This is a genomic window from Cellulomonas xylanilytica, assembly GCF_007989805.1.
GTDB lineage: Bacteria > Actinomycetota > Actinomycetes > Actinomycetales > Cellulomonadaceae > Cellulomonas > Cellulomonas xylanilytica.
Genome location: NZ_BJUB01000016.1, coordinates 1 through 22,812 on the forward strand (window position 1 = coordinate 1; position 22,812 = coordinate 22,812).

The 22,812-nt window shown below is 72.3% G+C and carries 24 protein-coding genes; 15 read left to right on the forward strand and 9 right to left on the reverse strand.

The window, feature by feature from the left end:
- Together CXY01_RS19545 and CXY01_RS19550 are read left to right on the forward strand one after the other, a co-directional pair.
- Nucleotides 1-492, forward strand: a 492-nt coding sequence (locus CXY01_RS19545) for a cellulose-binding domain-containing protein (RefSeq protein ID WP_186813476.1), incomplete at its 5' end; no start/stop codon positions are given.
- Nucleotides 493-579: 87 nt separating this feature from the next.
- Nucleotides 580-2,808, forward strand: a complete 2,229-nt coding sequence (locus tag CXY01_RS19550; protein WP_146931162.1) for a cellulase family glycosylhydrolase — start codon at nucleotides 580-582, stop codon at nucleotides 2,806-2,808.
- 40 nt (nucleotides 2,809-2,848) lie between these two features.
- On the opposite strand, the gene CXY01_RS19555 is transcribed toward CXY01_RS19550, so the two are convergent.
- Nucleotides 2,849-3,895 (reverse strand): threonine aldolase family protein, encoded by a 1,047-nt coding sequence (locus CXY01_RS19555; protein ID WP_146931166.1) that lies wholly within the window; start codon nucleotides 3,893-3,895, stop codon nucleotides 2,849-2,851.
- Between the two features lie 84 nt (nucleotides 3,896-3,979).
- Between CXY01_RS19555 and CXY01_RS19560 the strand changes: the two genes are divergently transcribed.
- Complete coding sequence (locus CXY01_RS19560; RefSeq protein WP_146931169.1) at nucleotides 3,980-4,471, forward strand: DUF6328 family protein; 492 nt, start codon at nucleotides 3,980-3,982, stop codon at nucleotides 4,469-4,471.
- A 10-nt stretch (nucleotides 4,472-4,481) separates the two neighbouring features.
- Here CXY01_RS19560 and CXY01_RS19565 read toward each other — a convergent pair whose 3' ends face one another.
- The 4 genes from CXY01_RS19565 to ku all read right to left on the reverse strand — a co-directional run bounded on the left by CXY01_RS19565 (nucleotide 4,482) and on the right by ku (nucleotide 7,362).
- Nucleotides 4,482-4,886 (reverse strand): Fur family transcriptional regulator, encoded by a 405-nt coding sequence (locus tag CXY01_RS19565; protein ID WP_146931172.1) that lies wholly within the window; start codon nucleotides 4,884-4,886, stop codon nucleotides 4,482-4,484.
- A gap of 91 nt (nucleotides 4,887-4,977) precedes the next feature.
- Nucleotides 4,978-5,259 (reverse strand): HU family DNA-binding protein, encoded by a 282-nt coding sequence (locus CXY01_RS19570; RefSeq protein WP_055914607.1) that lies wholly within the window; start codon nucleotides 5,257-5,259, stop codon nucleotides 4,978-4,980.
- A 145-nt stretch (nucleotides 5,260-5,404) separates the two neighbouring features.
- Nucleotides 5,405-6,448 (reverse strand): PHP domain-containing protein, encoded by a 1,044-nt coding sequence (locus CXY01_RS19575; protein WP_146931175.1) that lies wholly within the window; start codon nucleotides 6,446-6,448, stop codon nucleotides 5,405-5,407.
- The gene (gene ku / locus CXY01_RS19580) at nucleotides 6,445-7,362 is read right to left on the reverse strand and encodes a non-homologous end joining protein Ku (protein ID WP_146931179.1); all 918 of its coding nucleotides are present in this window, start codon (nucleotides 7,360-7,362) and stop codon (nucleotides 6,445-6,447) included. Before ku ends, CXY01_RS19575 begins: the two co-directional genes overlap by 4 nt.
- Nucleotides 7,363-7,453: 91 nt before the next feature.
- On the opposite strand from ku, the gene ligD (CXY01_RS19585) reads away from it, so the two are divergent.
- The 4 genes from ligD (CXY01_RS19585) (at nucleotide 7,454) to CXY01_RS19600 (ending at nucleotide 11,082) form a co-directional block, all read left to right on the forward strand.
- Nucleotides 7,454-8,374 carry a non-homologous end-joining DNA ligase gene (gene ligD, locus CXY01_RS19585; protein WP_307724417.1) on the forward strand — a complete coding sequence of 307 codons (921 nt, stop codon included), beginning with the start codon at nucleotides 7,454-7,456 and terminating at the stop codon, nucleotides 8,372-8,374.
- A gap of 14 nt (nucleotides 8,375-8,388) precedes the next feature.
- Nucleotides 8,389-9,249: a non-homologous end-joining DNA ligase gene (gene ligD, locus CXY01_RS19590; RefSeq protein WP_246125503.1), complete on the forward strand. Its 861-nt coding sequence runs from the start codon at nucleotides 8,389-8,391 to the stop codon at nucleotides 9,247-9,249.
- A gap of 85 nt (nucleotides 9,250-9,334) precedes the next feature.
- A complete protein-coding gene (locus CXY01_RS19595) occupies nucleotides 9,335-9,895 on the forward strand; it encodes a Dps family protein (RefSeq protein WP_146931188.1) in 561 nt (186 codons plus the stop codon).
- On the forward strand, nucleotides 9,892-11,082 hold the full coding sequence (locus tag CXY01_RS19600; protein WP_246125504.1) for an App1 family protein phosphatidate phosphatase: 1,191 nt from the start codon (nucleotides 9,892-9,894) through the stop codon (nucleotides 11,080-11,082). Before CXY01_RS19595 ends, CXY01_RS19600 begins: the two co-directional genes overlap by 4 nt.
- Here CXY01_RS19600 and CXY01_RS19605 read toward each other — a convergent pair.
- The gene (locus tag CXY01_RS19605; protein ID WP_146931191.1) at nucleotides 11,079-11,285 is read right to left on the reverse strand and encodes a hypothetical protein; all 207 of its coding nucleotides are present in this window, start codon (nucleotides 11,283-11,285) and stop codon (nucleotides 11,079-11,081) included. The genes CXY01_RS19600 and CXY01_RS19605 overlap by 4 nt on opposite strands.
- A 221-nt stretch (nucleotides 11,286-11,506) precedes the next feature.
- On the opposite strand from CXY01_RS19605, the gene CXY01_RS19610 reads away from it, so the two are divergent.
- From CXY01_RS19610 to CXY01_RS19620, 3 genes are all read left to right on the forward strand, one after another.
- Complete coding sequence (locus CXY01_RS19610) at nucleotides 11,507-14,263, forward strand: cellulose binding domain-containing protein (RefSeq protein ID WP_146931194.1); 2,757 nt, start codon at nucleotides 11,507-11,509, stop codon at nucleotides 14,261-14,263.
- Between the two features lie 179 nt (nucleotides 14,264-14,442).
- The gene (gene mqo / locus CXY01_RS19615; RefSeq protein WP_186813477.1) at nucleotides 14,443-15,927 is read left to right on the forward strand and encodes a malate dehydrogenase (quinone); all 1,485 of its coding nucleotides are present in this window, start codon (nucleotides 14,443-14,445) and stop codon (nucleotides 15,925-15,927) included.
- A 32-nt stretch (nucleotides 15,928-15,959) separates the two neighbouring features.
- Nucleotides 15,960-16,223, forward strand: coding sequence for a hypothetical protein (locus tag CXY01_RS19620; RefSeq protein WP_146931200.1), 264 nt, complete (start codon nucleotides 15,960-15,962; stop codon nucleotides 16,221-16,223).
- Here the strand turns inward: CXY01_RS19620 and CXY01_RS19625 are convergent.
- Genes CXY01_RS19625 through CXY01_RS19635 form a run of 3 tightly spaced genes read right to left on the reverse strand, consistent with a single transcriptional unit; the run spans nucleotide 16,220 to nucleotide 17,651 of the window.
- Nucleotides 16,220-16,570 (reverse strand): DUF2277 domain-containing protein, encoded by a 351-nt coding sequence (locus CXY01_RS19625; RefSeq protein ID WP_146931203.1) that lies wholly within the window; start codon nucleotides 16,568-16,570, stop codon nucleotides 16,220-16,222. The two genes, CXY01_RS19620 and CXY01_RS19625, sit on opposite strands and share 4 nt — an antisense overlap.
- A gap of 11 nt (nucleotides 16,571-16,581) precedes the next feature.
- Entirely contained in the window at nucleotides 16,582-17,178 is a 597-nt protein-coding gene (locus CXY01_RS19630; protein WP_146931207.1) for a methylated-DNA--[protein]-cysteine S-methyltransferase, read from the reverse strand.
- Complete coding sequence (locus CXY01_RS19635; RefSeq protein ID WP_222594599.1) at nucleotides 17,175-17,651, reverse strand: RNA polymerase sigma factor; 477 nt, start codon at nucleotides 17,649-17,651, stop codon at nucleotides 17,175-17,177. Before CXY01_RS19635 ends, CXY01_RS19630 begins: the two co-directional genes overlap by 4 nt.
- 62 nt (nucleotides 17,652-17,713) lie before the next feature.
- On the opposite strand from CXY01_RS19635, the gene CXY01_RS19640 reads away from it, so the two are divergent.
- From CXY01_RS19640 to CXY01_RS19660, 5 genes are read left to right on the forward strand one after another with little or no spacing between them, the layout of a single operon-like run.
- Nucleotides 17,714-18,694, forward strand: a complete 981-nt coding sequence (locus CXY01_RS19640; protein ID WP_146931213.1) for a pirin family protein — start codon at nucleotides 17,714-17,716, stop codon at nucleotides 18,692-18,694.
- Nucleotides 18,691-19,176 (forward strand): YbaK/EbsC family protein, encoded by a 486-nt coding sequence (locus tag CXY01_RS19645; protein ID WP_146931216.1) that lies wholly within the window; start codon nucleotides 18,691-18,693, stop codon nucleotides 19,174-19,176. Before CXY01_RS19640 ends, CXY01_RS19645 begins: the two co-directional genes overlap by 4 nt.
- Nucleotides 19,177-19,225: 49 nt before the next feature.
- Nucleotides 19,226-20,899 (forward strand): NAD(P)/FAD-dependent oxidoreductase, encoded by a 1,674-nt coding sequence (locus tag CXY01_RS19650; RefSeq protein WP_146931219.1) that lies wholly within the window; start codon nucleotides 19,226-19,228, stop codon nucleotides 20,897-20,899.
- Nucleotides 20,896-22,407: an ATP-binding protein gene (locus tag CXY01_RS21335; RefSeq protein ID WP_281285338.1), complete on the forward strand. Its 1,512-nt coding sequence runs from the start codon at nucleotides 20,896-20,898 to the stop codon at nucleotides 22,405-22,407. The genes CXY01_RS19650 and CXY01_RS21335 overlap by 4 nt, the downstream gene beginning before the upstream one ends.
- Nucleotides 22,404-22,748: a UBP-type zinc finger domain-containing protein gene (locus CXY01_RS19660; protein WP_146931222.1), complete on the forward strand. Its 345-nt coding sequence runs from the start codon at nucleotides 22,404-22,406 to the stop codon at nucleotides 22,746-22,748. Before CXY01_RS21335 ends, CXY01_RS19660 begins: the two co-directional genes overlap by 4 nt.
- The last annotated feature ends 64 nt before the right edge of the window (nucleotides 22,749-22,812 follow it).

Below are 22,812 nucleotides of genomic sequence, written 5' to 3' on the forward strand. Positions count from 1 at the left end.
GACGTCTACCGCGGCACCACCCTGGTGGGCACCTCCACCACGACGAGCTACACCGTGACCGGCCTGACCGCCGCCACCGCGTACTCGTTCACGGTCCGTGCCAAGGACGCCGCCGGCAACGTGTCGGCAGCGTCGGCGGCTGCCACGGCCACCACGCAGCCCGGTACCTCCACGGGTGCGTGCTCGGTCAAGTACACGGCGAACAGCTGGAACTCGGGCTTCACGGCCTCGGTGAAGGTCACCAACACCGGGACCACCGCCCTGTCGGCCTGGAGCCTCGGCTTCTCGTTCGCCAACGGCCAGAAGGTCACCCAGGGCTGGAGCGCCGACTGGTCGCAGTCGGGGACGACCGTGACGGCGAAGAACGCGGCCTGGAACGGCACGCTCGCTGCCGGCCAGTCCGTGGACATCGGCTTCAACGGCTCGCACTCCGGCACCAACAACGCACCCACGGCCTTCACGGTCAACGGTGCAGCCTGCACCAACGCCTGACCCAGTGGCACGACGAGCGGGGGTCCTCCACGGAGGGCCCCCGCTCGTCATGCCGGGACACCCAGCCGTCAGAACCTGAGGAGAACCGTGTCTTCCACCCACCGCCTGCGCGCGATAGCCACGAGCGTCGCCGCCACGGCCGCGCTGGCCGCACCACTCGTGCTCGGAGCCGTTCCCGCCTACGCCGCCCCGGGCGACGACTGGCTGCACGTCTCCGGCAACAAGATCGTCGACGAGTCCGGCAAGGAGGTGCTGCTCACCGGGACCAACTGGTTCGGGTTCAACGCGAGCGAGCGCGTCTTCCACGGGCTCTGGTCCGCGAACATCACCACGATCACCAAGAGCATGGCCGACCGCGGCATCAACACCGTGCGCGTGCCGATCTCGACGCAGCTGCTGCTCGAGTGGAAGGCGGGGACGTTCCTCAAGCCGAACGTCAACACGTACGCCAACCCCGAGCTCGAGGGCAAGAACAGCCTGCAGATCTTCGACTACTGGCTGACGCTCTGCGAGAAGTACGGCATCAAGGTCTTCCTCGACGTGCACAGCGCCGAGGCGGACAACGCGGGCCACGTGTACCCGGTCTGGTGGAAGGGCGCCATCACGACCGAGGACGTGTACGCGGGCTGGGAGTGGGTGGCCGAGCGCTACAAGAACAACGACACGATGATCGGCGCGGACCTCAAGAACGAGCCGCACGGCACGCAGGGGTCCGCCGAGCGGGCCAAGTGGGACGGCTCGACCGACAAGGACAACTTCAAGCACTTCGCGGAGACGGCCGGCCGCAAGATCCTGGCCATCAACCCGAACTGGCTGATCTTCGTCGAGGGCGTCGAGGTGTACCCGAAGGAGGGTGTGCCGTGGACGTCGACGGGCCTGACGGACTACCACGGCACGTGGTGGGGCGGGAACCTGCGCGGTGTGCGGGACTTCCCGATCAACCTCGGGGCCAACCAGGACCAGCTCGTCTACTCCCCCCACGACTACGGACCGCTCGTCTTCGAGCAGAAGTGGTTCCAGGGCACGTGGGACCGCTCGACCCTCGAGCGCGACGTGTGGGACCCGAACTGGCTGTACCTGCACAAGGAGAACACCGCACCGCTGCTCATCGGCGAGTGGGGCGGCTTCATGGACGGCGGCCGCAACGAGAAGTGGATGGTCGCCATCCGCGACCTCATCGTCGACCGTCGGCTGAGCCACACGTTCTGGGTGCTCAACCCGAACTCCGGTGACACCGGCGGTCTGCTCGGCTACGACTGGGCCACGTGGGACGAGGCGAAGTACGCGCTGCTCAAGCCGTCGCTGTGGCAGGACGGTGGCAAGTTCGTCGGCCTCGACCACCAGGTGCCGCTCGGTGGGGTCGGGAGCACCACCGGCAAGTCCGTGTCGGACGTCGGCGGGCAGCCCGGTGACACCACCGCGCCGTCCGTGCCGGCGAACCTGGCCGCCGGCACCGCGACGGCGACGAGCATCCCGCTGACGTGGTCGGCCTCGACCGACAACGCCGGGGGCTCCGGCGTCTCCGGCTACCAGGTGTACCTGGGCACGGCGCTGGTCGGCAGCACGACGTCGACGAGCCTGACGGTCACGGGGCTGGCGGCCGACACGGCGTACCAGTTCTCGGTGCGCGCGAAGGACGTCGCCGGGAACGTGTCCGCGACCTCCGCCGCCGTCACCGCACGGACCGCGGCCGGCTCCGGGTCGGACACCGTCGCGCCGAGCGTCCCGACAGGGCTCGAGGCGGGGACCGCGACGACGACGTCGATCCCGCTGCGGTGGACCGCGTCGACCGACAACACGGGCGGCTCGGGTGTGGCCGGCTACGACGTGTACCGCGCCGGCACCCTGGTCGGCAGCAGCGCCACCCCCAGCTACACGGCCACGGGTCTGGCCGCGGGGACGTCGTACGTGTTCACCGTCGTCGCGAAGGACGCAGCCGGCAACCGGTCGGCCGCGTCGTCGGCACTGACGGCGTACACCGCCCCGGACGTGGCCACCGGCTCGTGCTCGGTCACGTACACGGCGAACAGCTGGAGCACCGGGTTCACCGGCGCGATCCGGATCACGAACACCGGGACCAGCCCGCTGGCCGGGTGGTCGCTCGCGTTCACCTACGCGAACGGCCAGAAGGTCACGCAGGGCTGGAGTGCCACGTGGGCGCAGACCGGCTCGGCGGTCACCGCGACCGGGGTCGCGTGGAACTCGACGCTGGCGCCGGGCGCGAGCACCGAGATCGGCTTCAACGGCACCCACTCCGGCACGAACACGGCACCGACCGCGTTCACGGTGAACGGCGCCACCTGCACGGTGCGGTGACCGGTCGACGCGCGGGGGTCCGTCACCGGACCCCCGCGCGTCAGCCCACCGCGTCGGCGACCGCGGCCACGAGCTCCTCGACGTCGGTCTCCGTGGTGTCGAACGAGCACATCAGCCGGACCTCGCCGGTCTCGACGATCCAGTCGTAGAAGCGCCACCGCCGGCGCAGGATGTCGGCGACCCCCGGCGGGAAGATCACGAAGACGCCGTTCGCCTGGGTCGGGCGGGTCACCTGCACGCCCGGCAGGTCCGCGATCCCGGCACGCAGGCGCGCCGCCATCGCGTTGGCGTGCTGGGCGGACCGCAACCACAGGTCCCCCTCGTACAGGGCGACCAGCTGGGCGGACACGAAGCGCATCTTCGAGGCGAGCTGCATGTCCATCTTGCGCAGGTAGGTCAGGCCCCCGTCCGCCGTGGGGTCGAGGACCACGACCGCCTCGCCGTACAGCAGGCCGTTCTTGGTGCCGCCGAGCGACAGCAGGTCGACGCCCGCGTCGGTGGTGAACGCGCGCAGCGGCACGCCGAGGCTGGCGGCCGCGTTCGAGATCCGGGCACCGTCGACGTGCAGGCGGAGCCCGTGCTCGTGCGCCTGGTCGGCCAGGGCGCGCACCTCGTCGGGGGTGTACAGCGTGCCCAGCTCGGTCGACTGGGTGATCGACACGACCCCCGGCTGGGCGCGGTGCTCGTCGCCGAAGCCCCATGCCTGCGTCGCGACGAGCTCCGGGGTCAGCTTGCCGTCGGGCGTCGGGACGGTGAGCAGCTTGATGCCGCCCATCCGCTCCGGGGCGCCGTTCTCGTCGGTGTGGATGTGCGCCGTGTCCGCGCACACCACGGCGCCCCACCGCGGCAGGACGGACTGCAGGGACAGCACGTTGGCGCCGGTCCCGTTGAAGACGGGGAAGACCGTGGCCCCCTCGCCGAAGTGCTGGGCGACCACCTCGTGCAGGCGGGAGGTGTAGACGTCCTCGCCGTACGCGGTCTGGTGGCCGCCGTTGGCCTCGGCGATCGCGGCGAGCACCTCGGGGTGCACCCCCGCGTAGTTGTCGGAGGCGAAGTCGCGGCGGTCGGCATCGTGCAGTCGGGTCACGGGAACAGTCTCTCCGACGTCTGCCGTTCACCTGCGCACGACGGGCGAGTGCGGCATGATCCGTGCAGACCTGAGGAGGACGACGTGCACGAGCACGAGGCGCAGCCGGGCGACGACGGCCGGGACGAGACCCACAACGAGCGAGCGGACCGCAACTGGAACGAGCTGCTCCAGGAGCTGCGCGTCACGCAGACGGGCACGCAGATCCTCACGGGATTCCTGCTCACCATCCCGTTCCAGCAGCGGTTCGAGGACCTCGACGCCTACCAGAAGGATCTCTACCTGGTGCTCGTCGTCCTCGCGGTGCTGGCGACAGCGCTGTTCGTCGCGCCGGTGAGCCTGCACCGGGTGCTCTTCCGCCGCCGGCTCAAGCCCGAGCTCGTGACCGCCGGGAACCGGTTCGCGCGAGCGGGTCTGGTGGTCCTCGCGCTCGTGATGGCGGGCAGCGCGATGCTGATCTTCGACGTCGTGCTGACGCGTGAGGCCGGCATCACCGTCGGGATCTCCTCGATCGTGCTCCTCGTCGCGTCCTGGTGGGTGGTGCCCAAGCTGCTGGCCAGGCGCGCGCCGGACTGACTCGCGGCCGTCAGGACGCAGCGGCCGCCCGGCACGTGGAGCAGGTGCCGACCAGCTCGATCGTGTGGTCGACGTCGTCGAACCCGTGCGCGGCACCGACCTGCGCAGCCCAGGCCTCGGCCTGACCGGCCTCGATCTCGACCGTGCGCCCGCAGCTGCGGCAGACCAGGTGGTGGTGGTGGCTGCGCTGCTCGCAGCGGCGGTAGACCGACTCCCCGTCCTCGGTGCGCAGCACGTCGACGTCGCCGTGCTCGGACAGGCTCTGCACGGCCCGGTACACGGTGGCCAGCCCGACGCTCGACCCGCGGGCCCGGAGCATCTCGTGCAGCTGCTGGGCACTGCGGAACTCGTCGACGTCCTCCAGCAGATCCAGGATCTCCGCCCGCTGCCGGGTCTGACGTGGGATCACGACCATGGTGCCGCTCTCCTTCCTGAGAGTGGTTCCCACTATAGCGCGAGCGAGCCCCCGACCCGTGAGGATCGGGGGCTCGCTCGAGGTGCTGAGGTCAGCCCTGGACGGCGCGCTTGAGGGCGCTGCCGGCGGTGAGCTTCACGCGGTAGCCCGCGGGGATCTCCAGCTTCTCGCCCGTCTGGGGGTTGATGCCGGTGCGAGCACCACGCTCGGCGCGGGCCACGGCCAGGAAACCGGGGATCGTGACGGCCTCGCCGGCGGCGAGGTTCTCGACGAGAACCTCCTGGAAGGCCTTGAGGGCCTTGTCCGCGTCGGTGTTGGTCAGGCCGGTCTTGGCCGCGACGGCCTGGACGAGCTCGGTGCGGTTCACGCTCACTGGATGTGCTCCTCTGTGTTCACTCGGACATGCAGACCCTCTACCGGGCCGTTCCCTGCGCGCGCGGCAGTAGCCGCGAGCAACGGGGGCGATCGGCTGACACTAACCCGGGAACCGCAGGAATTCCTGCATAGGGCGTGTCGCGTCACCGGTGGGTACGCGCCAGGAGGTCCTCCACCGGCCAGGTCGTGATCACCCGCACGGGGTCCAGGTCGTGCTGCGCGGCACGCTCGCACCCTGCCCCCAGCCAGTCCAGCTGGCCGGGCGCGTGCGCGTCCGTGTCGATCGAGAAGTCGCAGCCCGTCTCGATCGCGATGGCCAGGAGGTCGTGCGGCGGGTCGAGGCGGTCCGGGCGGCAGTTGATCTCCACGGCGACACCGTGCTCGGCGCACGCGTCGAACACCGCGCGCGCGTCGAACTCGCTCTGCGGACGGCTCTTGCCCTTGACCTGGCGTCCCGTGCAGTGCCCCAGGACGTCGGTGCGGGGGTTGCTCACCGCCGCGATCATCCGGCGGGTCATGGGCCCGGACTCCATCCGGAGCTTGGAGTGGACCGACGCGACCACGACGTCGAGCTCGTCGAGCAGGTCCGGGTCCTGGTCCAGACCGCCGTCGTCGAGGATGTCGCACTCGATGCCGGTGAGAACGCGGAACGGGCCCACCACGCCGTTGAGCGCCCGGACCTGCTCCAGCTGGGCGCGCAGCCGGGCGGCGGAGAGCCCGTTGGCCACCGTCAGCCGGGGCGAGTGGTCGGTGATCGCCAGGTACTCGTGCCCGAGCTCGAGGGCCGCGAGGACCATCTCCTGGATCGGCGTGGCGCCGTCGGACGCCTCGGTGTGCGCGTGGAGGTCGCCGCGCAGCCGATCGCGGAGAGCGGCCGCGCGGGCGTCCACGTCCTGCCCCGCCGTCGCGTACTCCCGCTCGAGCGTGTCCAGGTACTCCACCGGCTTGCCGCGCATCGCGTGCGCGATCACGTCCGCCGTGCGCGCCCCGACCGCCGGGAGGTCGGTGAGCGACCCCGACGCCGCCAACGCAGCCAGCCGGTCGGCGTCCTGGCGCTCGATGCTGCGCGCCGCCCCGCGGAACGCCTCGGCCCGGTAGCGGCTCGCCTGGGCGCGCTCCAGCAGGAACGCGATGCGGCGCAGGGCCGCGACGGCCTGCGACTGCCGGTCCGCTGACAGCCCGCTCACGACGCCTTGCGGCGCGTCTTGCGCGGCGTCGGCTCGTCCTCGTCGGCGTCGGCCTTCGCCTTCTTCGGCTTCGCCTTGGCCTTCGGCTTCTCGTCGGCCTCGGCCGCCGGCTCCTCACCGCGAGAGCCGCGGGCCTTCTCGACGCTGCGCTGCAGGGCCGCCAGCAGGTCGACGACGTCGCCCCCGCCGTCGCCCGCACCCTCCTCGCCGGCCGGCACGGGGACGGCCCGGGTGCTGCCCGACGAGACCTTGGCCTCGATCAGCTGCTCGAGCGCACCCGCGTAGCGGTCCTCGTACTGCGACGGGTCGAAGTCGGCGGCGAGCGACTCCACCAGCGACGCCGCCATCGCGAGCTCCTGGGGACGCACCGAGACGTCCTCCTCGAGGACCGGGAAGTCGGCCGCCCGCACCTCGTCGGGCCACAGGAGCGTCTGCATGACGATGACGTTGTCGCGCACCCGCAGGATCGCCATCGACTCGCGCTGCCGCAGCGCGACCTTCACCACGGCCACCCGGTCCGCCTGCTCGAGCGCCCCGCGCAGGAGCGCGTACGGCTTGGCGGCGGTCTTCTCCGGCTCCAGGTAGTACGTCTTCTGCAGGAGGATCGGGTCCACCTGGTCCACCGGCACGAACTCGAGCACCTCGATCTCGCGCTCGGTGGACAGCGGGAGCGACTTGAAGTCCTCGTCCGTGAGGACGACGAGCTCGCCGTCGTCCGTCTCGTAGCCCTTCGCGATGTCCGACATCTCGACCGGCTCGCCGTCGATGCTGCAGAACTTGCGGTAGCGGATGCGCCCGCCGTCCTCCTTGTGGACCTGGTGCAGCGTGACCTCGTGCTCCCCCGTCGCCGAGTACAGCCGCACCGGGACGTTGACCAGCCCGAAGGCGACCGCGCCCTTCCAGATCGCTCGCATGGCCGTGTCCTCCAGTGATGGCTGCTGGGCGGGTTGGGACGAAGCCGCGCCCGGCGCGGCTCGCTATGGGCAGGATGGACCCGTGGAGCCCATGCTCGCCACCCCTGCGGCCGGTCCGGCGGAGCTTCCGCGCGGGCCCGCGTGGGCGTACGAGGTGAAGTGGGACGGGGTCCGCGCGCTCGCGGACACCACGTCGGACCGACTGCGTCTGTGGAGCCGCAACGAGCGCGAGATCACGGCGGCGTACCCGGAGCTGCAGGGTCTGGCGGCGCTGCCGGGCGCGCTTCTCGACGGCGAGATCGTGCTGATGGCGGACGGGATCCCGTCCTTCACCGCCCTAGCGGAGCGCATGCACGTGCGGGATCCACGCCGTGCGGAGGCCCTCGCCGCCCAGCGACCGGTCACGTTCCTCGTGTTCGACGTCCTCCGGCTGGACGGCATCGACCTCACCCGGAGCACCTACGACGAGCGCCGCGACACGCTGGCCCGGCTCGCGCTCCCCGACCGGGTCGAGCTCTCCCCCGTCTACCCGGACGGGCAGGAGCTGTGGGAGGTCACCAAGCAGCTCGGGCTCGAGGGCGTCGTCGCCAAGCGCCGCTCGTCGCCGTACGTGCCCGGACGACGTTCACCCGACTGGGTCAAGGCACCGCACCGCCGCACGCGCACCGCGCTCGTCGGGGGCTGGCGCGAGGAGACGAACGGGTCGGGCCGCATGGGTGCCGTGCTCTTCGGCGCCCGGGACGCCGCCGGGGACCTGCGCTTCCTCGGCCGTGCGGGCAGCGGCCTGACGGGCCGACGTGCCGCCGAGCTGCAGAAGCTCCTCGTGCCGCGCGACAACTCCCCGTTCGACGACGAGGTGCCGGCCGTCGACGCCCGGGGCACGCGGTGGTGCGAGCCGACCGTCGTCCTCGATGTCCTCTACCTCGCGCGCAACCCGACCGGTCGGCTGCGCCAGCCGGTCGTGCGAGCCGTCCGCACCGACACCGACGCCGACCCGTGGGAGCAGCAGTGACGCCAGAACGCCAGATGGTCGACGTCGAGGGTCGCCAGGTCCGGGTGAGCCACCTGGAGAAGGTCATGTACCCGGAGACGGGGCTGACCAAGGCCGAGGTCATGAACTACCTCGTCCGGGTGGCCCCCGCGCTGCTCCCCCAGCTGCGCGACCGCCCGGTCACCCGCATCCGGTGGCCCGACGGCGTGGGCGGCGAGAAGTTCTTCGAGAAGAACACGCCGCGAGGAGCGCCCGACTGGGTCCGGCGGCAGACGCTGCGCGCAGCGCCCGGGGCCGACGACGAGGGTGCCCAGCTGGAGCTGCCGTTCCTGGACGACCTCGCGGGCCTGGTGTGGGCGGCCAACCAGGGTGCGCTCGAGCTGCACACCCCGCAGTGGCGGGTCGGACCGCGCGGGAAGATCCACAAGCCCGACCGGCTCGTCGTGGACCTTGACCCGGGTGCACCCGCCGGGCTGGCCGAGTGCGCCGCGGTGGCGCACCTCGTGGCGGACCGGCTGCGCCAGGACGGCCTGGGCACGACGGTGCCGGTCACGTCCGGCAGCAAGGGCATGCAGCTGTACGCGCCGCTGCCCGGGAACCAGACGGTGATGGAGATCCGCCAGTACGCGCGGGACATCGCCTACGAGATCGCCGCCGCGCACCCCGACCAGGTGGTCGCGATCATGAAGAAGGACCTGCGCGGGGGGAAGGTGCTGATCGACTGGTCGCAGAACCACCCCGCCAAGACGACCATCACGCCCTACTCGCTGCGGGGTCGTGATGTCCCCCACGTCGCCGCGCCGCGCTGGTGGGACGAGGTGGGACCGGGACTGCAGCAGCTGACTCCCGACGAGGTGGCGGACAGGCTCGCCGACCGCGGCGACCCGTTCGCCTGACCTGTTCCGATGGCGACATCGGCGCAGGTGGGGCAGCGTGGGTGCGAGTCGGGATCGACCCGCACGAACCGAGAAGGAGCAATCGATGGCGCTGCCGAAGTACACCGTCCCGTCCCTCACCCTCCAGCAGGGTGCTGACGTCGCCGCAGTGCTGCAGCAGCGGCTGGACGCCCTGAACGACCTGGCGCTGACGCTCAAGCACATCCACTGGAACGTCGTCGGCCCGCACTTCATCGCGGTCCACGAGATGCTCGACCCGCAGGTGGACGCGGTGCGCCTCATGGTCGACGCGATCGCCGAGCGCATCGCGACCCTCGGTGTGGCGCCCGTCGGCACGCCCGGCGCGCTGGTGGCGAACCGCACGTGGGAGGACTACTCGATCGGCCGTGACGGCGCCATCGCCCACCTGGGCGCCCTCGACGTCGTGTACATCGGCGTGATCGAGGACCACCGCAAGGCCGCGAAGGACGTCGAGGAGATCGACGACGTGACCAACGACCTGCTCGTCGGGCACCTGCACGAGCTCGAGCTGTTCCACTGGTTCGTCCGCGCCCACCTGGAGTCCGCGGGCGGCACCCTGACGACGGGCAACGCGCAGAGCGAGAAGGCCGCCGCGCGGAAGGCGTCCGTCAAGGACGACGCGTGACGTCTCCCCCCAGCGCCCGGCCCGTCGTCGGCTCGTCCGACGGCGGGCCGGTGCTTCGTACCGCCCGCCCCGGCGGACCCTCGACCGCCTCGGCCAACCCCGCGTCGTCCGTCCCGCGCACGCACCTCGCCGCGCGCCTGGAGAACGGGTTCGACCGAGCGGTCGCGCACCAGCTGCGCCGCCGCGGCTGGACCGTGCGGATCGAGCCGTACGCCGGCTACGGCTCGACCGGGTGGGTGCGCGTGCTCGCCCGGACGCTCCTGGCGGCGCCGCAGGTGCGGGACGACGAGCTGCCCGGCGCGGGCAGCAGCGCGCAGGCGGGCGCACGGTCCGCCGCCGCGCTGCGCGGCTGGCGCAGCTTCGCGACGGCCCAGGTGTCGGGCGCCGAGCTCGAGGTGCGGGTCGGGGACCGGACGCACCACGTCGTCACCGACCGAGGCGGGTACGTCGACGCGATCCTCGAGTCCGACCTGACACCCGGCTGGCACGACGTCCGGCTCACGACGAGCGACGGGTTCACGGCGACCGCCCCGGTGCACGTGATCGGCCCGGACGTGCGGTACGGGATCGTGAGCGACATCGACGACACGGTCATGGTGACCCGTCTGCCCCGACCCTTCGTCGCCGCCTGGAACGTCTTCATGCGGCACGAGAGCGCGCGCGAGGCGGTGCCCGGGATGGCGCGGCTGTACGCGGAGCTGCGGGCGGGCGGGCAGGACGTGCCGGTGGTCTACCTGTCGACGGGAGCCTGGAACGCCGCGCCCACCCTCGCGCGCTTCCTGCGCCGGCACCGGTACCCCGCCGGACCGCTGCTGCTCACCGACTGGGGGCCCACGAACAGCGGCTGGTTCCGCAGCGGGCCGACCCACAAGGTCACGCAGCTCAAGCGGCTCTTCCACGAGCTGCCCGACATCGAGTGGGTCCTGGTCGGCGACGACGGCCAGCGCGACCCGCAGATCTACGCCGGTGCCGCACAGCGGTTCGGTGACCACGTCCGCGCGATCCTCATTCGGCAGCTGACCTTCGGTGAGCACGTGCTCGCGCACGGCGTGCCCATGCCGACCGTCGACTCCGTCCGGGCCGAGGAGCAGGCGGCGCGCAGGCCGGACGGCATCCCCGTCCTGCAGGGGGCCGACGGCCAGGAGCTGCTGCGCGACGTCCGCGCGGAGGGGCTGGACCTCTCCTAGAGGCGCTCGGGGTCGTCCCAGTCGTCGCTGCTGGCGATGGCCTCGTCGTCGGCCGCGAGCTCGACGGCGTGCAGCGAGCGGGGCGCGTTCTCGGGGTTGCCCCCGGACCGCGCGTCGGCGGCGTCGAGCTCGGCCTGCCGGAGCTCAGGGTCGGCGAGGTGCTCGGCGGACGGGTCGGACGTCAGGTCGCGGTCGCGGCTCATGGTCCGGTTCTACCGCTCCGCGCGCCCCGGTGCACGCGCGGACCACGCCGTGGTCGGCGGCGTCCCGCCCTGCGCCCGTGACGGACTAAACGATTCGCGCCCTGCTGCGTTCTCGAAGCGCTTCGATACGGTCGCGGCGGCCGTCGCTCAGCGCCGGTCCGCAGGGCTCCCGGCACCGTCGCCGGGAGCCCTCCGCCCGCCTTCACGAAGGAGTGCCGCGGATGTCCGCCCCCTCGCTCGTCCCCCGCGCACCAGCCCGGCTCGCGGCGCTCGCCGCCGCCGGCGCCCTGGTGGCCAGCGCGTTCGTCGCCCTCTCCGGCCAGGAGCCAGCCCACGCCGCCGACTCTCCCTACTCGTGGGGCAACGTCGAGATCGTCGGCGGCGGGTTCGTCCCCGGCATCGTCTACAACCAGTCGGAGAAGGGGCTCGTGTACGCCCGCACCGACATCGGTGGCGCGTACCGGCTCGACAAGGCGACCCAGCGCTGGATCCCCCTGCTCGACCACGTCGGCTGGGACGACTGGGGCCACAACGGCGTCCTGTCGCTCGCGACCGACCCGGTGAACCCGGACAAGGTGTTCGCCGCCGTCGGCATGTACACGAACAGCTGGGACCCGAACAACGGCGCGATCCTGCGGTCATCGGACCGCGGAGCCACGTGGTCGAGGACCGACCTGCCGTTCAAGGTGGGCGGCAACATGCCCGGCCGCGGCATGGGCGAGCGCCTCCAGGTGGACCCCAACGACAACCGCGTCCTGTACTTCGGCACCGAGGGCGGCAACGGCCTGTGGCGGAGCACCGACTCCGGCGTCACCTGGGGCAAGGTCTCCAGCTTCACCAACGTAGGCAACTACGCGCAGGACCCGACCGACCCCAACGGGTACCTCACCACGAACCAGGGCGTGGTGTGGGTGACCTTCGACCCGACGAGCGGCACGAAGGGGTCCCCCACCAGGACGATCTACGTCGGGGTGGCCGACAAGGAGAACACCGTCTACCGGTCGACCGACGCGGGCGCGACGTGGTCGCGGATCGCCGGCCAGCCCACCGGGTACATCGCGCACAAGGGCGTGTTCGACGCGGTCGGCAAGCAGCTCTACATCGCGACCAGCGACACGGGCGGACCGTACGACGGCGGGCACGGCGACCTGTGGCGGCTCGACGCGGCGACCGGCGCCTGGACGCAGATCAGCCCGGTGCCGTCGTCCAGCACGGACAGCTACTTCGGGTACTCGGGCCTGACGATCGACCGTCAGGACCCGGACACGATCATGGCGGTCACGCAGATTTCGTGGTTCCCCGACATCCAGGTGTTCCGGTCCACCGACCGCGGTGCCACGTGGTCCCGGATCTGGGACTGGAACGGCTACCCGGACCGCACGCTGCGGTACACGCTCGACATCTCCGGGTCGGGCTGGCTGACGTTCGGCAAGCAGCCGGCCCCGCCCGAGCCCAGCCCGAAGCTCGGCTGGATGACGGAGTCCTTCGAGATCGACCCGTTCGACTCCGGCTCGTTCCTCTACGGCACGGGCGCCACCATCTACGGCGGCTCCAACCTCACCGCCTGGGACACGGGCGGCAAGGTGGCGATCGGCGTCCGGGCGCAGGGCCTCGAGGAGACGGCCGTGCTCGACCTGGCCGCTCCCCCGGGCGCCGTCCAGCTGGTCTCCGGCCTCGGTGACATCGGCGGCTTCGTGCACACCGACATCACGAAGGCACCGTCGGCGTACTCGGCCACCGCTCCCTTCATGGGCTCGGTCAACGGCACCGACTTCGCCGAGAAGACGCCGGCCACCATGGTCCGCGTCGGCTCGGGAGACGCCGGCAGCTCCCACATCAGCGTCTCGACCTCGAGCGGCAGCTCGTGGTGGGCCGGGCAGGAGCCGGGCGGCGTGACCGGCGGTGGCACCGTCGCCCTGAGCGCCGACGGGAGCCGGATCGTGTGGAGCCCGGACGGCGCCGGCGTGCACACGTCCTCGACGCTCGGCTCGAGCTGGGCGAGGTCCACCGGCGCGCCGACCGGCGCACGCGTCGAGGCCGACCGCGTCAACCCGCTGAAGTTCTACGCGTTCTCCGGCGGCACCTTCTCCACCTCGACCGACGGCGGCGCCACGTTCACGGCCTCGTCGGCCACGGGCCTGCCCACGACCGGGAACGTGCGGTTCGCCGCGGTGCCGGGCCGGGAGGGCGACATCTGGCTCACGGGCGGGACCACGAACGCGACCTACGGCATGTGGCACTCGACCGACTCGGGGAAGTCCTTCACCAAGGTCACCGCGGTGGACGAGGGGGACGCGATCGGTTTCGGCAAGGCGGCACCGGGAGCGTCGTACCCGGCGATCTACACGTCGTCGAAGATCAACGGGGTCCGTGGGATCTTCCGGTCCGTCGACGCGGGCGCGACCTGGGTGCGCCTGAACGACGACAAGCACCAGTGGGGCTGGACCGGGTCCGTCGTCATCGGCGACCCGGACGTCTACGGACGGGTCTACGTCGGCACCAACGGTCGCGGGGTGATCGTCGGCAACCTCACCGGCACCGACCCGACGACGTCGCCGACACCGACGCCGACCACACCCACCCCCACGCCCACCACCCCGACCCCGACTCCCACACCGACACCGACAGCGACACCGACGCCGACGCCGACGGCGCAGCCCGGCGTGTGCTCGGTGCGGTACACGACGTCCGACTGGAACACCGGCTTCACGGCGACGGTGCGGATCACCAACGGCAGCACGTCAGCGATCACCGGCTGGTCGCTCGGCTTCACGTTCCCGGCCGGGCAGAAGGTCACCAACCTCTGGTCGGGTGCCGTCACGCAGACGGGAGCAGCGGTCACGGTGACCAACGCCCCCTGGAACGGGACGATCGCCGCCGGCGGCAGCGTCGAGCTGGGCTTCAACGGGACCCACACGGGGACCAACACGAGGCCGACCGCGTTCACGCTGAACGGCACCACCTGCACCGCCGGGTGAGCCGCGGTGCGGGCGGCGTGTGACACGGACACGGCCGCCCGCCCCGCACCGGCCCGGCCTGCCGCACCGACCCCGCGGCAGGTCGGGCCTTCTTTCCTCCCCGGTGTGACGCAGCAGCGTGCGCAACGTCACACATCCCAGGACTGGAGGTATCTCGACGTCAACATACGATCGATCTCGTGCCAGAACGCGAAGAGACTGTCGACGTCGTCCTCGTCGGGGGCGGGATCATGAGCGCCACCCTCGCCGCTCTGATCACCACCCTCGAGCCCACGTGGACCGTCGAGATCCACGAGCGCCGCGCCGAGCTGGCGCAGGAGAGCTCGAACGCCTGGAACAACGCGGGCACCGGCCACGCGGCCCTCTGCGAGCTCAACTACACGCCGCAGCGGCCCGACGGCTCGATCGACATCACCAAGGCCGTGACCATCAACGAGCAGTTCGAGCTGTCGCGCGAGCTGTGGCACCACCTGGACACCCACGACCGCCTCCCCGGCGGCGAGGGCTTCCTGTCCACCACCCCGCACATGACCTTCGTGCGCGGTGCCGAGAACGCCGAGTACTTGCGCCGTCGCTTCGAGACGCTGCGCAAGCACCCGCTGTTCTCCGACCTGGAGTTCAGCACGGACCCGGCCCAGATCGCGCAGTGGGCACCGCTGCTCGTGGACGACCGCGACCCCGACGAGGTCATCGCTGCCACGCGCTCGGCCGCCGGCACGGACGTCGACTTCGGCCGCCTGACGCGCGCGATGATCGGCGACGCGGTGGACCGCGGCGCACGGCTGCACCTCGAGAGCGAGATCACGGGGCTCCGGCAGAAGAAGGACGGCACCTGGTCGCTGCGGGTGGCCGACCGTCGCTGGAACGGGCACCTGCGCAGCCGCAGGGTCCGCGCGCGCTTCGTCTTCGTCGGGGCCGGCGGTGGCGCCCTCCCGCTGCTGCAGAGCTCCGGCATCCCCGAGGCCAGGGGCTACGGCGGGTTCCCGATCAGCGGCCAGTTCCTCAAGACGACGAACCCGCAGATCGTCGCGCAGCACCAGGCCAAGGTCTACGGCAAGGCCGACATCGGCGCTCCCCCGATGTCGGTGCCGCACCTGGACACCCGCGTCGTGGACGGCGGGACCGCGCTGCTGTTCGGGCCGTACGCCGGATGGAGCATGAAGTTCCTCAAGCACGGCTCGTGGACCGACCTGATCCGCTCGATCCGGCCGGGCAACCTCATCCCGATGCTCGCCGTCGGCGTGCGGAACCTGGACCTGGTGAAGTACCTCGTCGGCGAGGTCACCGCGACGGACACGGACCGCCTGCGCACCCTGCGCGCGTTCATGCCCACCGCGCACCCGCGCGACTGGGAGCTCGTCACGGCCGGTCAGCGCGTCCAGGTCATCAAGAAGGACGAGGCCAAGGGCGGCATCCTCGAGTTCGGCACCGAGCTGGTGACGGCGGCGGACGGCTCGATCGCCGGGCTCCTGGGTGCCTCTCCCGGCGCCTCGACGGCCGTGGCGACGATGCTCGACCTGCTGGAGCGGTGCTTCCCCGACCGCGTCGACGGCTGGCAGCCGCAGCTGCGCGCCATGATGCCGAGCCTCGGCGGCGGCGAGTGGGACGAGTCGTTCGAGCTGGAGCAGCTGGTGGACGACGAGCAGGTCGGGTCCGAGCGCTGATCGCTGCTCCCACCGTGCGGCACGATGGGACCATGAGCGACCCTGTCGAAGCCGTCAGCGCGGAGATGCGCCACGCGAAGGTCCGCGCAGCCACCGAGCACACGACGGTCGGTCAGGTCACGACGACCGGCGACGGTCGCGTCTCGATCGCGTGCGCGTGCGGCATGGACCTGACCAACGGGCCGACGTGGTCCCTCGACGAGCACATCCGGCTGCACCGCGCCGAGGCCCGGTTCCTCGCGCTCGCCGCGGTCGCCCCGGCGGGGATCCCTCGGCTGGTGCGCTGGCCGCTCTAGACCGACGCGTGCTCGTGCTCGTGCGCCTCGTCGTCCTCGTGCTCGTGCGGCAGGCCGAGCTCGTGCGCCCGCTCGTGCGCCTCCCGGGCCGCGATCCTGGCCTGCACGTCGGCCCGCCGCAGGGGCGGGACCGTGGTCGGCGGCTGCCGACGCGCGGGCAGGTCGTCCAGCAGCCGTGCGGTGATCTCGGCGACCTGCCGTACGGCGTCCTCGAACGGCTCGCGGGTGGCGTCGCTGAGCGACTGCACCCCCGTCACCTTCCGGACGTACTGCCGCGCGGCGGCCTCGATCTCCTCCGAGGTGGCGGGCGGCTCGAGCCCTCGGAGCGTGGTGATGTTCCGGCACATGCCTCCCGACGTTACGCCGCCGCTCCGACGCGCGTCTCGAGGTCCAGGAGCGTGAGCTTGGCCGCGGCTCCGCCGGCGTACTGGCCGGGCGTGCCGTCCGAGCGGACCACGCGGTGGCACGGCAGCACCACGGGCAGCGGGTTGAGGGCGCACGCGGTGCCGACCGCCCGCACCGCCCGAGGGCTCCCCGCCAGGCCGGCCATCTGCGCGTAGCTGGCGGTGCGCCCGTACGCGATGTCGGGCAGGTGCAGGACGACGTCACGGCGGAACCCGCGCAGCAGCTGCAGGTCGAGCGGCAGGTCGAAGGCGGTCCGCCGGCCGGCGAAGTACTCGTCGAGCTCGCGTGCGGCGTCGTCGAGCTGTCCGGGTGCCTCGAGGACCCGCGGGCTGACCTGCTGGGCGAGCGTGGTCAGGACGGCCTCGTGGTCCTGGACCCCGAAGGCCACGCGGACCAGCCCGGCAGGCGTGCGTGCCAGCAGGAGCGGCCCGACCGGGCTGTCCACCGTCCGGTAGGCGACGTCGAGCAGGCCGTCGGCGGCTGCCCGTGCGACGAGGGTGGCGCGCAGACGCCGGAGATCGGTGTCGGCCACGTCCGGGAGGTAGGTCATGACTGCTCCTGGTCGATCGTCGGGTAGGTCCGCCGCAGGGTGGCGACGCCGTCGGAGCCGGCGCGGCGGGCAGCGGCGGCGGTGCCACCGACGAGCGCGGCGACGTCGTCGTAGGGCAGCCCGCCGAGGTGGTGGTAGGCGACGACCTGCCGCTGCTTGGTGGGCAGCGCGGCGATCGCCGCCCACAGGTCCAGGTCCCGGCCCTGCGGAGGCAGCACCCGGTCCGGCACGTCGGCCACGGGCACCGCGTGCCGGGCGGCGCGACGCACGACGTCGATCGCCTTGCGGTGCGCGATGGTGACGAGCCAGGCCTCGACGTTGGCGTCGGCCGGCAGGTCCGGGTAGGCGCGCAGGGCGGCCAGGAACGTCTCCGACCAGGCGTCGTCCGCGTCGACCGGCCCGACCACCGCGCGGCAGACGCGCAGGACCGTCGGGCCGTGCACGACGACCACGCGCTCGAAGGGTTGCTTCACCGTCACAGTGTGCAGACGCGCCGGGTCTCCCGGGTGTGAGGTCGGGCTCCTACAGTGGCCCGATGACGAACCTCGAGGTGCGGCCGGTGCCCGAGCTCTGCGACCTGGTGCCGTCCCTCGGTCCCGTGGTGGAGCTGCACGAGGCTCGCGACGTCCCGCTGGGCGGCGTGCGGGCGATGCGCGTGCGCAGGACGCTCCCGCAGCGCGCCCTGCCGATGGTCGGTGCCTGGTGCTTCCTCGACGAGTTCGGCCCGCAGCACGTGGACATGCGGGTGCTCCCCCACCCGCACACCGGTCTGCAGACGGTGACGTGGCCCGTCGCCGGCGAGATCCTGCACCGGGACAGCGTCGGCTCCGAGGCGGTGGTGCGGCCCGGTCAGCTCAACCTCATGACGGCCGGGCGCGGTGTGTCCCACTCGGAGTTCTCGCTCGGTGCGCAGCCGTTGCTGCACGCGGTGCAGCTGTGGGTGGCGCTGCCCGACGGGGTGGCCCAGGGCGCTGCGGGCTTCGAGCAGGTGAGCGACCTGCCGGTGTGGGAGGCGCCCCGCGCGCGGGCCACGGTGTTCGTCGGTGACCTCGACGGCACCTGGTCGCGGGCCCACGTGCACACCCCCCTGCTCGGTGCGGAGGTCGTGCTGGACGCGCACGCGGACGTCGAGATCCCGCTGGTGCGCGGCTTCGAGCACACCGTTCTCCTGCTCGGCGGGACGGCGGAGGTCGCCGGCACGCCGCACACCACCAGCGGGCTGCTCTACCTCGGCGACGGACGCGACCACGTGCGGGTCACGTCGCACGACGGTGCCCGCCTGCTGCTGCTGGGCGGCGCACCGTTCGCGCACGACCTGGTGATGTGGTGGAACTTCGTCGGCCGGACGCACGCCGACATCGCCCAGGCGCGTGCCGACTGGGAGTCCGACGGACGAGCGGACCGCTTCGGCGTCGTCGCCGGCCACGACGGGGCCCGCATCCCCGCACCCGAGCTGCCCAACATCCGGCTCCAGCCGCGCCGCCGCCTGCCCCGGACCCCGAAGGAGCCGTCGTGACCGACCTCTCCCACCTGCCCGCCCGGTCCCAGGTCGTCGCCGCCGCGCTCGCCGACGCCGGGGTGCTCGGCGAGGTCGTCGAGCTGCCCGACTCCGCGCGCACGGCGGCCGAGGCCGCGGCGGCGCTGGGCACGGAGGTGGGGGCGATCGCCAACAGCCTGGTCTTCTGGGCCGACGACCGGCCGCTGCTTGTGCTGACCTCCGGGAGGCATCGCGTGGACACCGTGGCGCTGGCCCGCCTGCTCGGCCGGGCGCACATCGGGCGCGCGACGCCCGAGCAGGTCCGGGCGGCCACCGGCCAGGCGATCGGCGGCGTGGCGCCCCTCGGGCACCCGGGACGCGTCGAGACCGTCGTCGACGTGGCGCTCGCCGACTACCCGCAGGTCTGGGCGGCCGGCGGCACGCCGCACACCATCTTCCCGACGACGTTCGACGAGCTGGTGCGGATCACCGGCGGCGCCGCGCTCGTGGTCGGCGACTGAGCAGCGCACACTGAGCCAGCCCGCACACCAGCCCGACGAAGGGGACCACGTGGAGGACGCTTCCACCCGCAAGCCCGTGCTGCTGACGGTCGACGACGACCCCGCGGTGTCGCGCTCCGTGGCCCGCGACCTGCGACGCCGCTACGGCGACACGTACCGCGTGGTCCGTGCCGACTCGGGCACGCTCGCCCTCGACGCGCTGCGGGAGCTGCGCCTGCGCGGCGACCAGGTGGCGGTGCTGCTGGCCGACCACCGGATGCCGGGGATGACGGGCATCGAGTTCCTCGAGCAGGCGATGGACATCTACCCGCAGGCCCGCCGCGTGCTGCTGACCGCGTACGCCGACACCGACGTCGCCATCGACGCGGTGAACGTGGTGGACCTCGACCACTACCTGCTCAAGCCGTGGGACCCGCCGGAGGAGAAGTTCTACCCGGTGCTCGACGCGCAGCTCGAGGCGTGGACCGCGAACCCGCCGAGGGCGGTGCCCGAGACCAAGCTCGTCGGCCACCGGTGGTCCGCGCGGTCGTCGGAGGTGCGCGAGTTCCTGGCCCGCAACCAGGTGCCGTACCGCTGGTACACCAGCGACAGCCCGGAGGGGCAGGTCCTGCTGGACGTGGCGGGAGCGGACGGGTCGTCGCTGCCGGTCGTCGTGACGAGCGAGGGCGGGGTGCTCGTGGCGCCGAGCGACGGCGAGCTGGCCGAGCACGTCGGCCTGTCGGTGAACCCGTCGGAACGCTTCTACGACCTGGTTGTCATCGGCGGCGGCCCGGCGGGCCTGAGCGCCGCGCTGTACGGCGCCTCCGAGGGCCTGCGGACCGCGCTCGTCGAGCGGACCGCGACGGGCGGGCAGGCGGGGCAGAGCTCACGCATCGAGAACTACCTCGGCTTCCCCGACGGCGTCTCCGGGGCGCAGCTGACCGAGCGGGCGCGCCGGCAGGCCCTGAAGTTCGGCGCCGAGATCGTCATGACGCGCGACGCCGTCGCGCTCGAGGTGCGGGGTGCCGCGCGGTCGGTGCGGTTCGACGACGGCAGCACCGTCGACGCGCACACCGTGATCGTGGCCAGCGGGGTCGCCTACCGGGAGCTCGCCGGTCCGGGGATCGGCGCCCTGACCGGCCGCGGGGTGTACTACGGCTCCGCCCTCACGGAGGCGACCGCCTGCCAGGACGAGCACATCTACGTGGTCGGCGGTGCCAACTCGGCCGGGCAGGCCGCGATGTACCTGTCCCGCCACGCGAAGACGGTGACGCTGGTGGTGCGCGCGGGCTCGCTGGACCAGTCGATGTCGCGGTACCTCGTGGAGCAGGTGGAGCAGAACGACCGGATCCGCGTCCGCACGCGCAGCGAGGTGGTCGAGGCCGTGGGCGACGACCACCTCGAACGGATCGTGCTGCGGGACACGGTCACCGGTGAGCAGGAATCGGTGGACACCGGCTGGTTGTTCGTGTTCATCGGGGCTGCACCCCTGACCACGTGGCTGGACGGCACCGTGACCCGTGACGACCACGGGTTCGTCCGCGCCGGGCACGACCTGCTGGTCGAGGGCAAGGTGCCCGACTCGTGGCCGCTCGACCGACCTCCGTACCACCTGGAGACGAGCGTCCCCGGGGTCTTCGCGGCCGGCGACGTGCGCGCCGAGTCCGCCAAGCGCGTGGCGTCCGCCGTGGGCGAGGGCGCCATGGCCGTGATGCTCGTCCACCGCTACCTGGAGCAGCTGTGACCACGACGGAACCGACGGTCGACCCGACCGCAGACGTGCTGGCGACGACGACGCGTACCCACCTGGCGTGCGACATCGACGAGCTGCGGCGCCTCTTCCTGTTCGAGCACCTGAGCGACGAGCAGCTCCTCTGGCTGTGCTCGCACGGGCACGTCGAGCACATCGAGCCGGGCGTGCTCTACCGCGAGGGCGACCCCGCGACCGACTTCTACGTGCTGCTCGAGGGCTCGCTGGCGATGTACCGCCGCGTGGGTGCCGACGACGTGGAGATCTCCCGCACGGGTCAGGTGGGCGTGTACGCCGGCGCGTGGGGCGCGTACCTGGGTGACCGGGTGCCCCAGACGTACGCGCAGACGCTGCGCGTGCTGGAGCCGTCCCGGTACTACGTGCTCGCCGCCGCCGACTTCGCCTCCTTCATGACGGACTGGTTCCCGATGGCCGTCCACCTGCTGGAGGGGCTCTTCTTCGGCCAGCAGAGCACGCAGGCCGCGACCGGTCAGCGGGAGCGCCTGCTGGCGCTCGGGTCCCTGTCCGCGGGTCTGACGCACGAGCTGAACAACCCCGCGGCCGCCGCGACCCGCGCGACCGCGACCCTGCGCGAGCGCGTCGCGGGCATGCGGCACAAGCTCGCGCTCATCGCGTCCGGACCCTACGACCGCGAGCAGCTGGCGCAGATCATCCACCTGCAGGAGAAGGCGGTCGCCGCCCTCGCCGAGGCGCGGGCGTCCGACGTGGTGCCGTCGGTGATGGAGGTCTCCGACCTCGAGGACGCGCTCGGTGAGTGGATGGACGACCGCGACATCGCGGGCGGGTGGGAGCTCGCGCCCAGCTTCGCCGCCGCCGGGCTGGGCACCGCCTGGCTCGACATGGTGGCGTCCTGCGTGGGTCCGCAGGTGCTCGAGGGCGCCGTCCGGTGGCTGGCGTACACCCTCGAGACCGAGTCGCTGATGAACGAGGTCGAGGACGCCACCGGGCGGATCTCCGCACTCGTGGGCGCGGCCAAGCAGTACTCGCAGATCGGCCGCGCACCCGACCAGACCGTCGACATCCACGAGCTGCTCGACAGCACCGTCACGATGCTCGAGCGCCAGCTGGGCGACGGCATCACGGTGGTGAAGGACTACGACCGGACGCTGCCCCCCATCCACGTGTTCGGAGCCGAGCTCAACCAGGTGTGGACCAACCTCATCGACAACGCGGCGCAGGCGATGGCCGACGAGCCGGACGGGTCCAAGACGCTGACCCTGACCACGCGGCGCGTCGACGACTGGCTCGAGGTGGAGGTCGCCGACACCGGTCCGGGCATCCCGGACGACGTCGTCGGCCGGATCTTCGAGCCGTTCTTCACCACCAAGCCGGTCGGGTCGGGGACGGGCCTCGGGCTCGACATCTCGTGGCGGATCGTGGTCGGCAAGCACCACGGTGACCTGACCGTGCGGTCGGTCCCCGGCGACACCCGCTTCCTCGTCCGGCTGCCCTACTCCCCCACGGAAGGACCCACGCCATGACCGAGACCGCCATCGACCCGACGGTGCCGCCCAGCGGGACGGGCTGCCTGGAGTGCGACGCCACCGACGGCTGGTGGTTCCACCTGCGCCGCTGCGCCACCTGCGGCCACGTGGGGTGCTGCGACACGTCGCCCTCGCAGCACGCGACCGCCCACTTCCGCGAGACGGGGCACCCGGTGATGCGCACGTTCGAGCCCGGCGAGGACTGGTTCTGGGACTACACCTCGGACGACTACGCGCAGGGCCCGGCGCTCGCCGCACCCGAGCACCGCCCTGTCGAGCAGACCGTCCCCGGACCCGCCGGGCGCGTCCCCGACGACTGGCGCAGCCGCCTGCACTGACGCGCTCGACGCGCTGCGCGCCGCGACCTGACATACGCTGCGGGTCGCATCTGCGGGCCCCCCG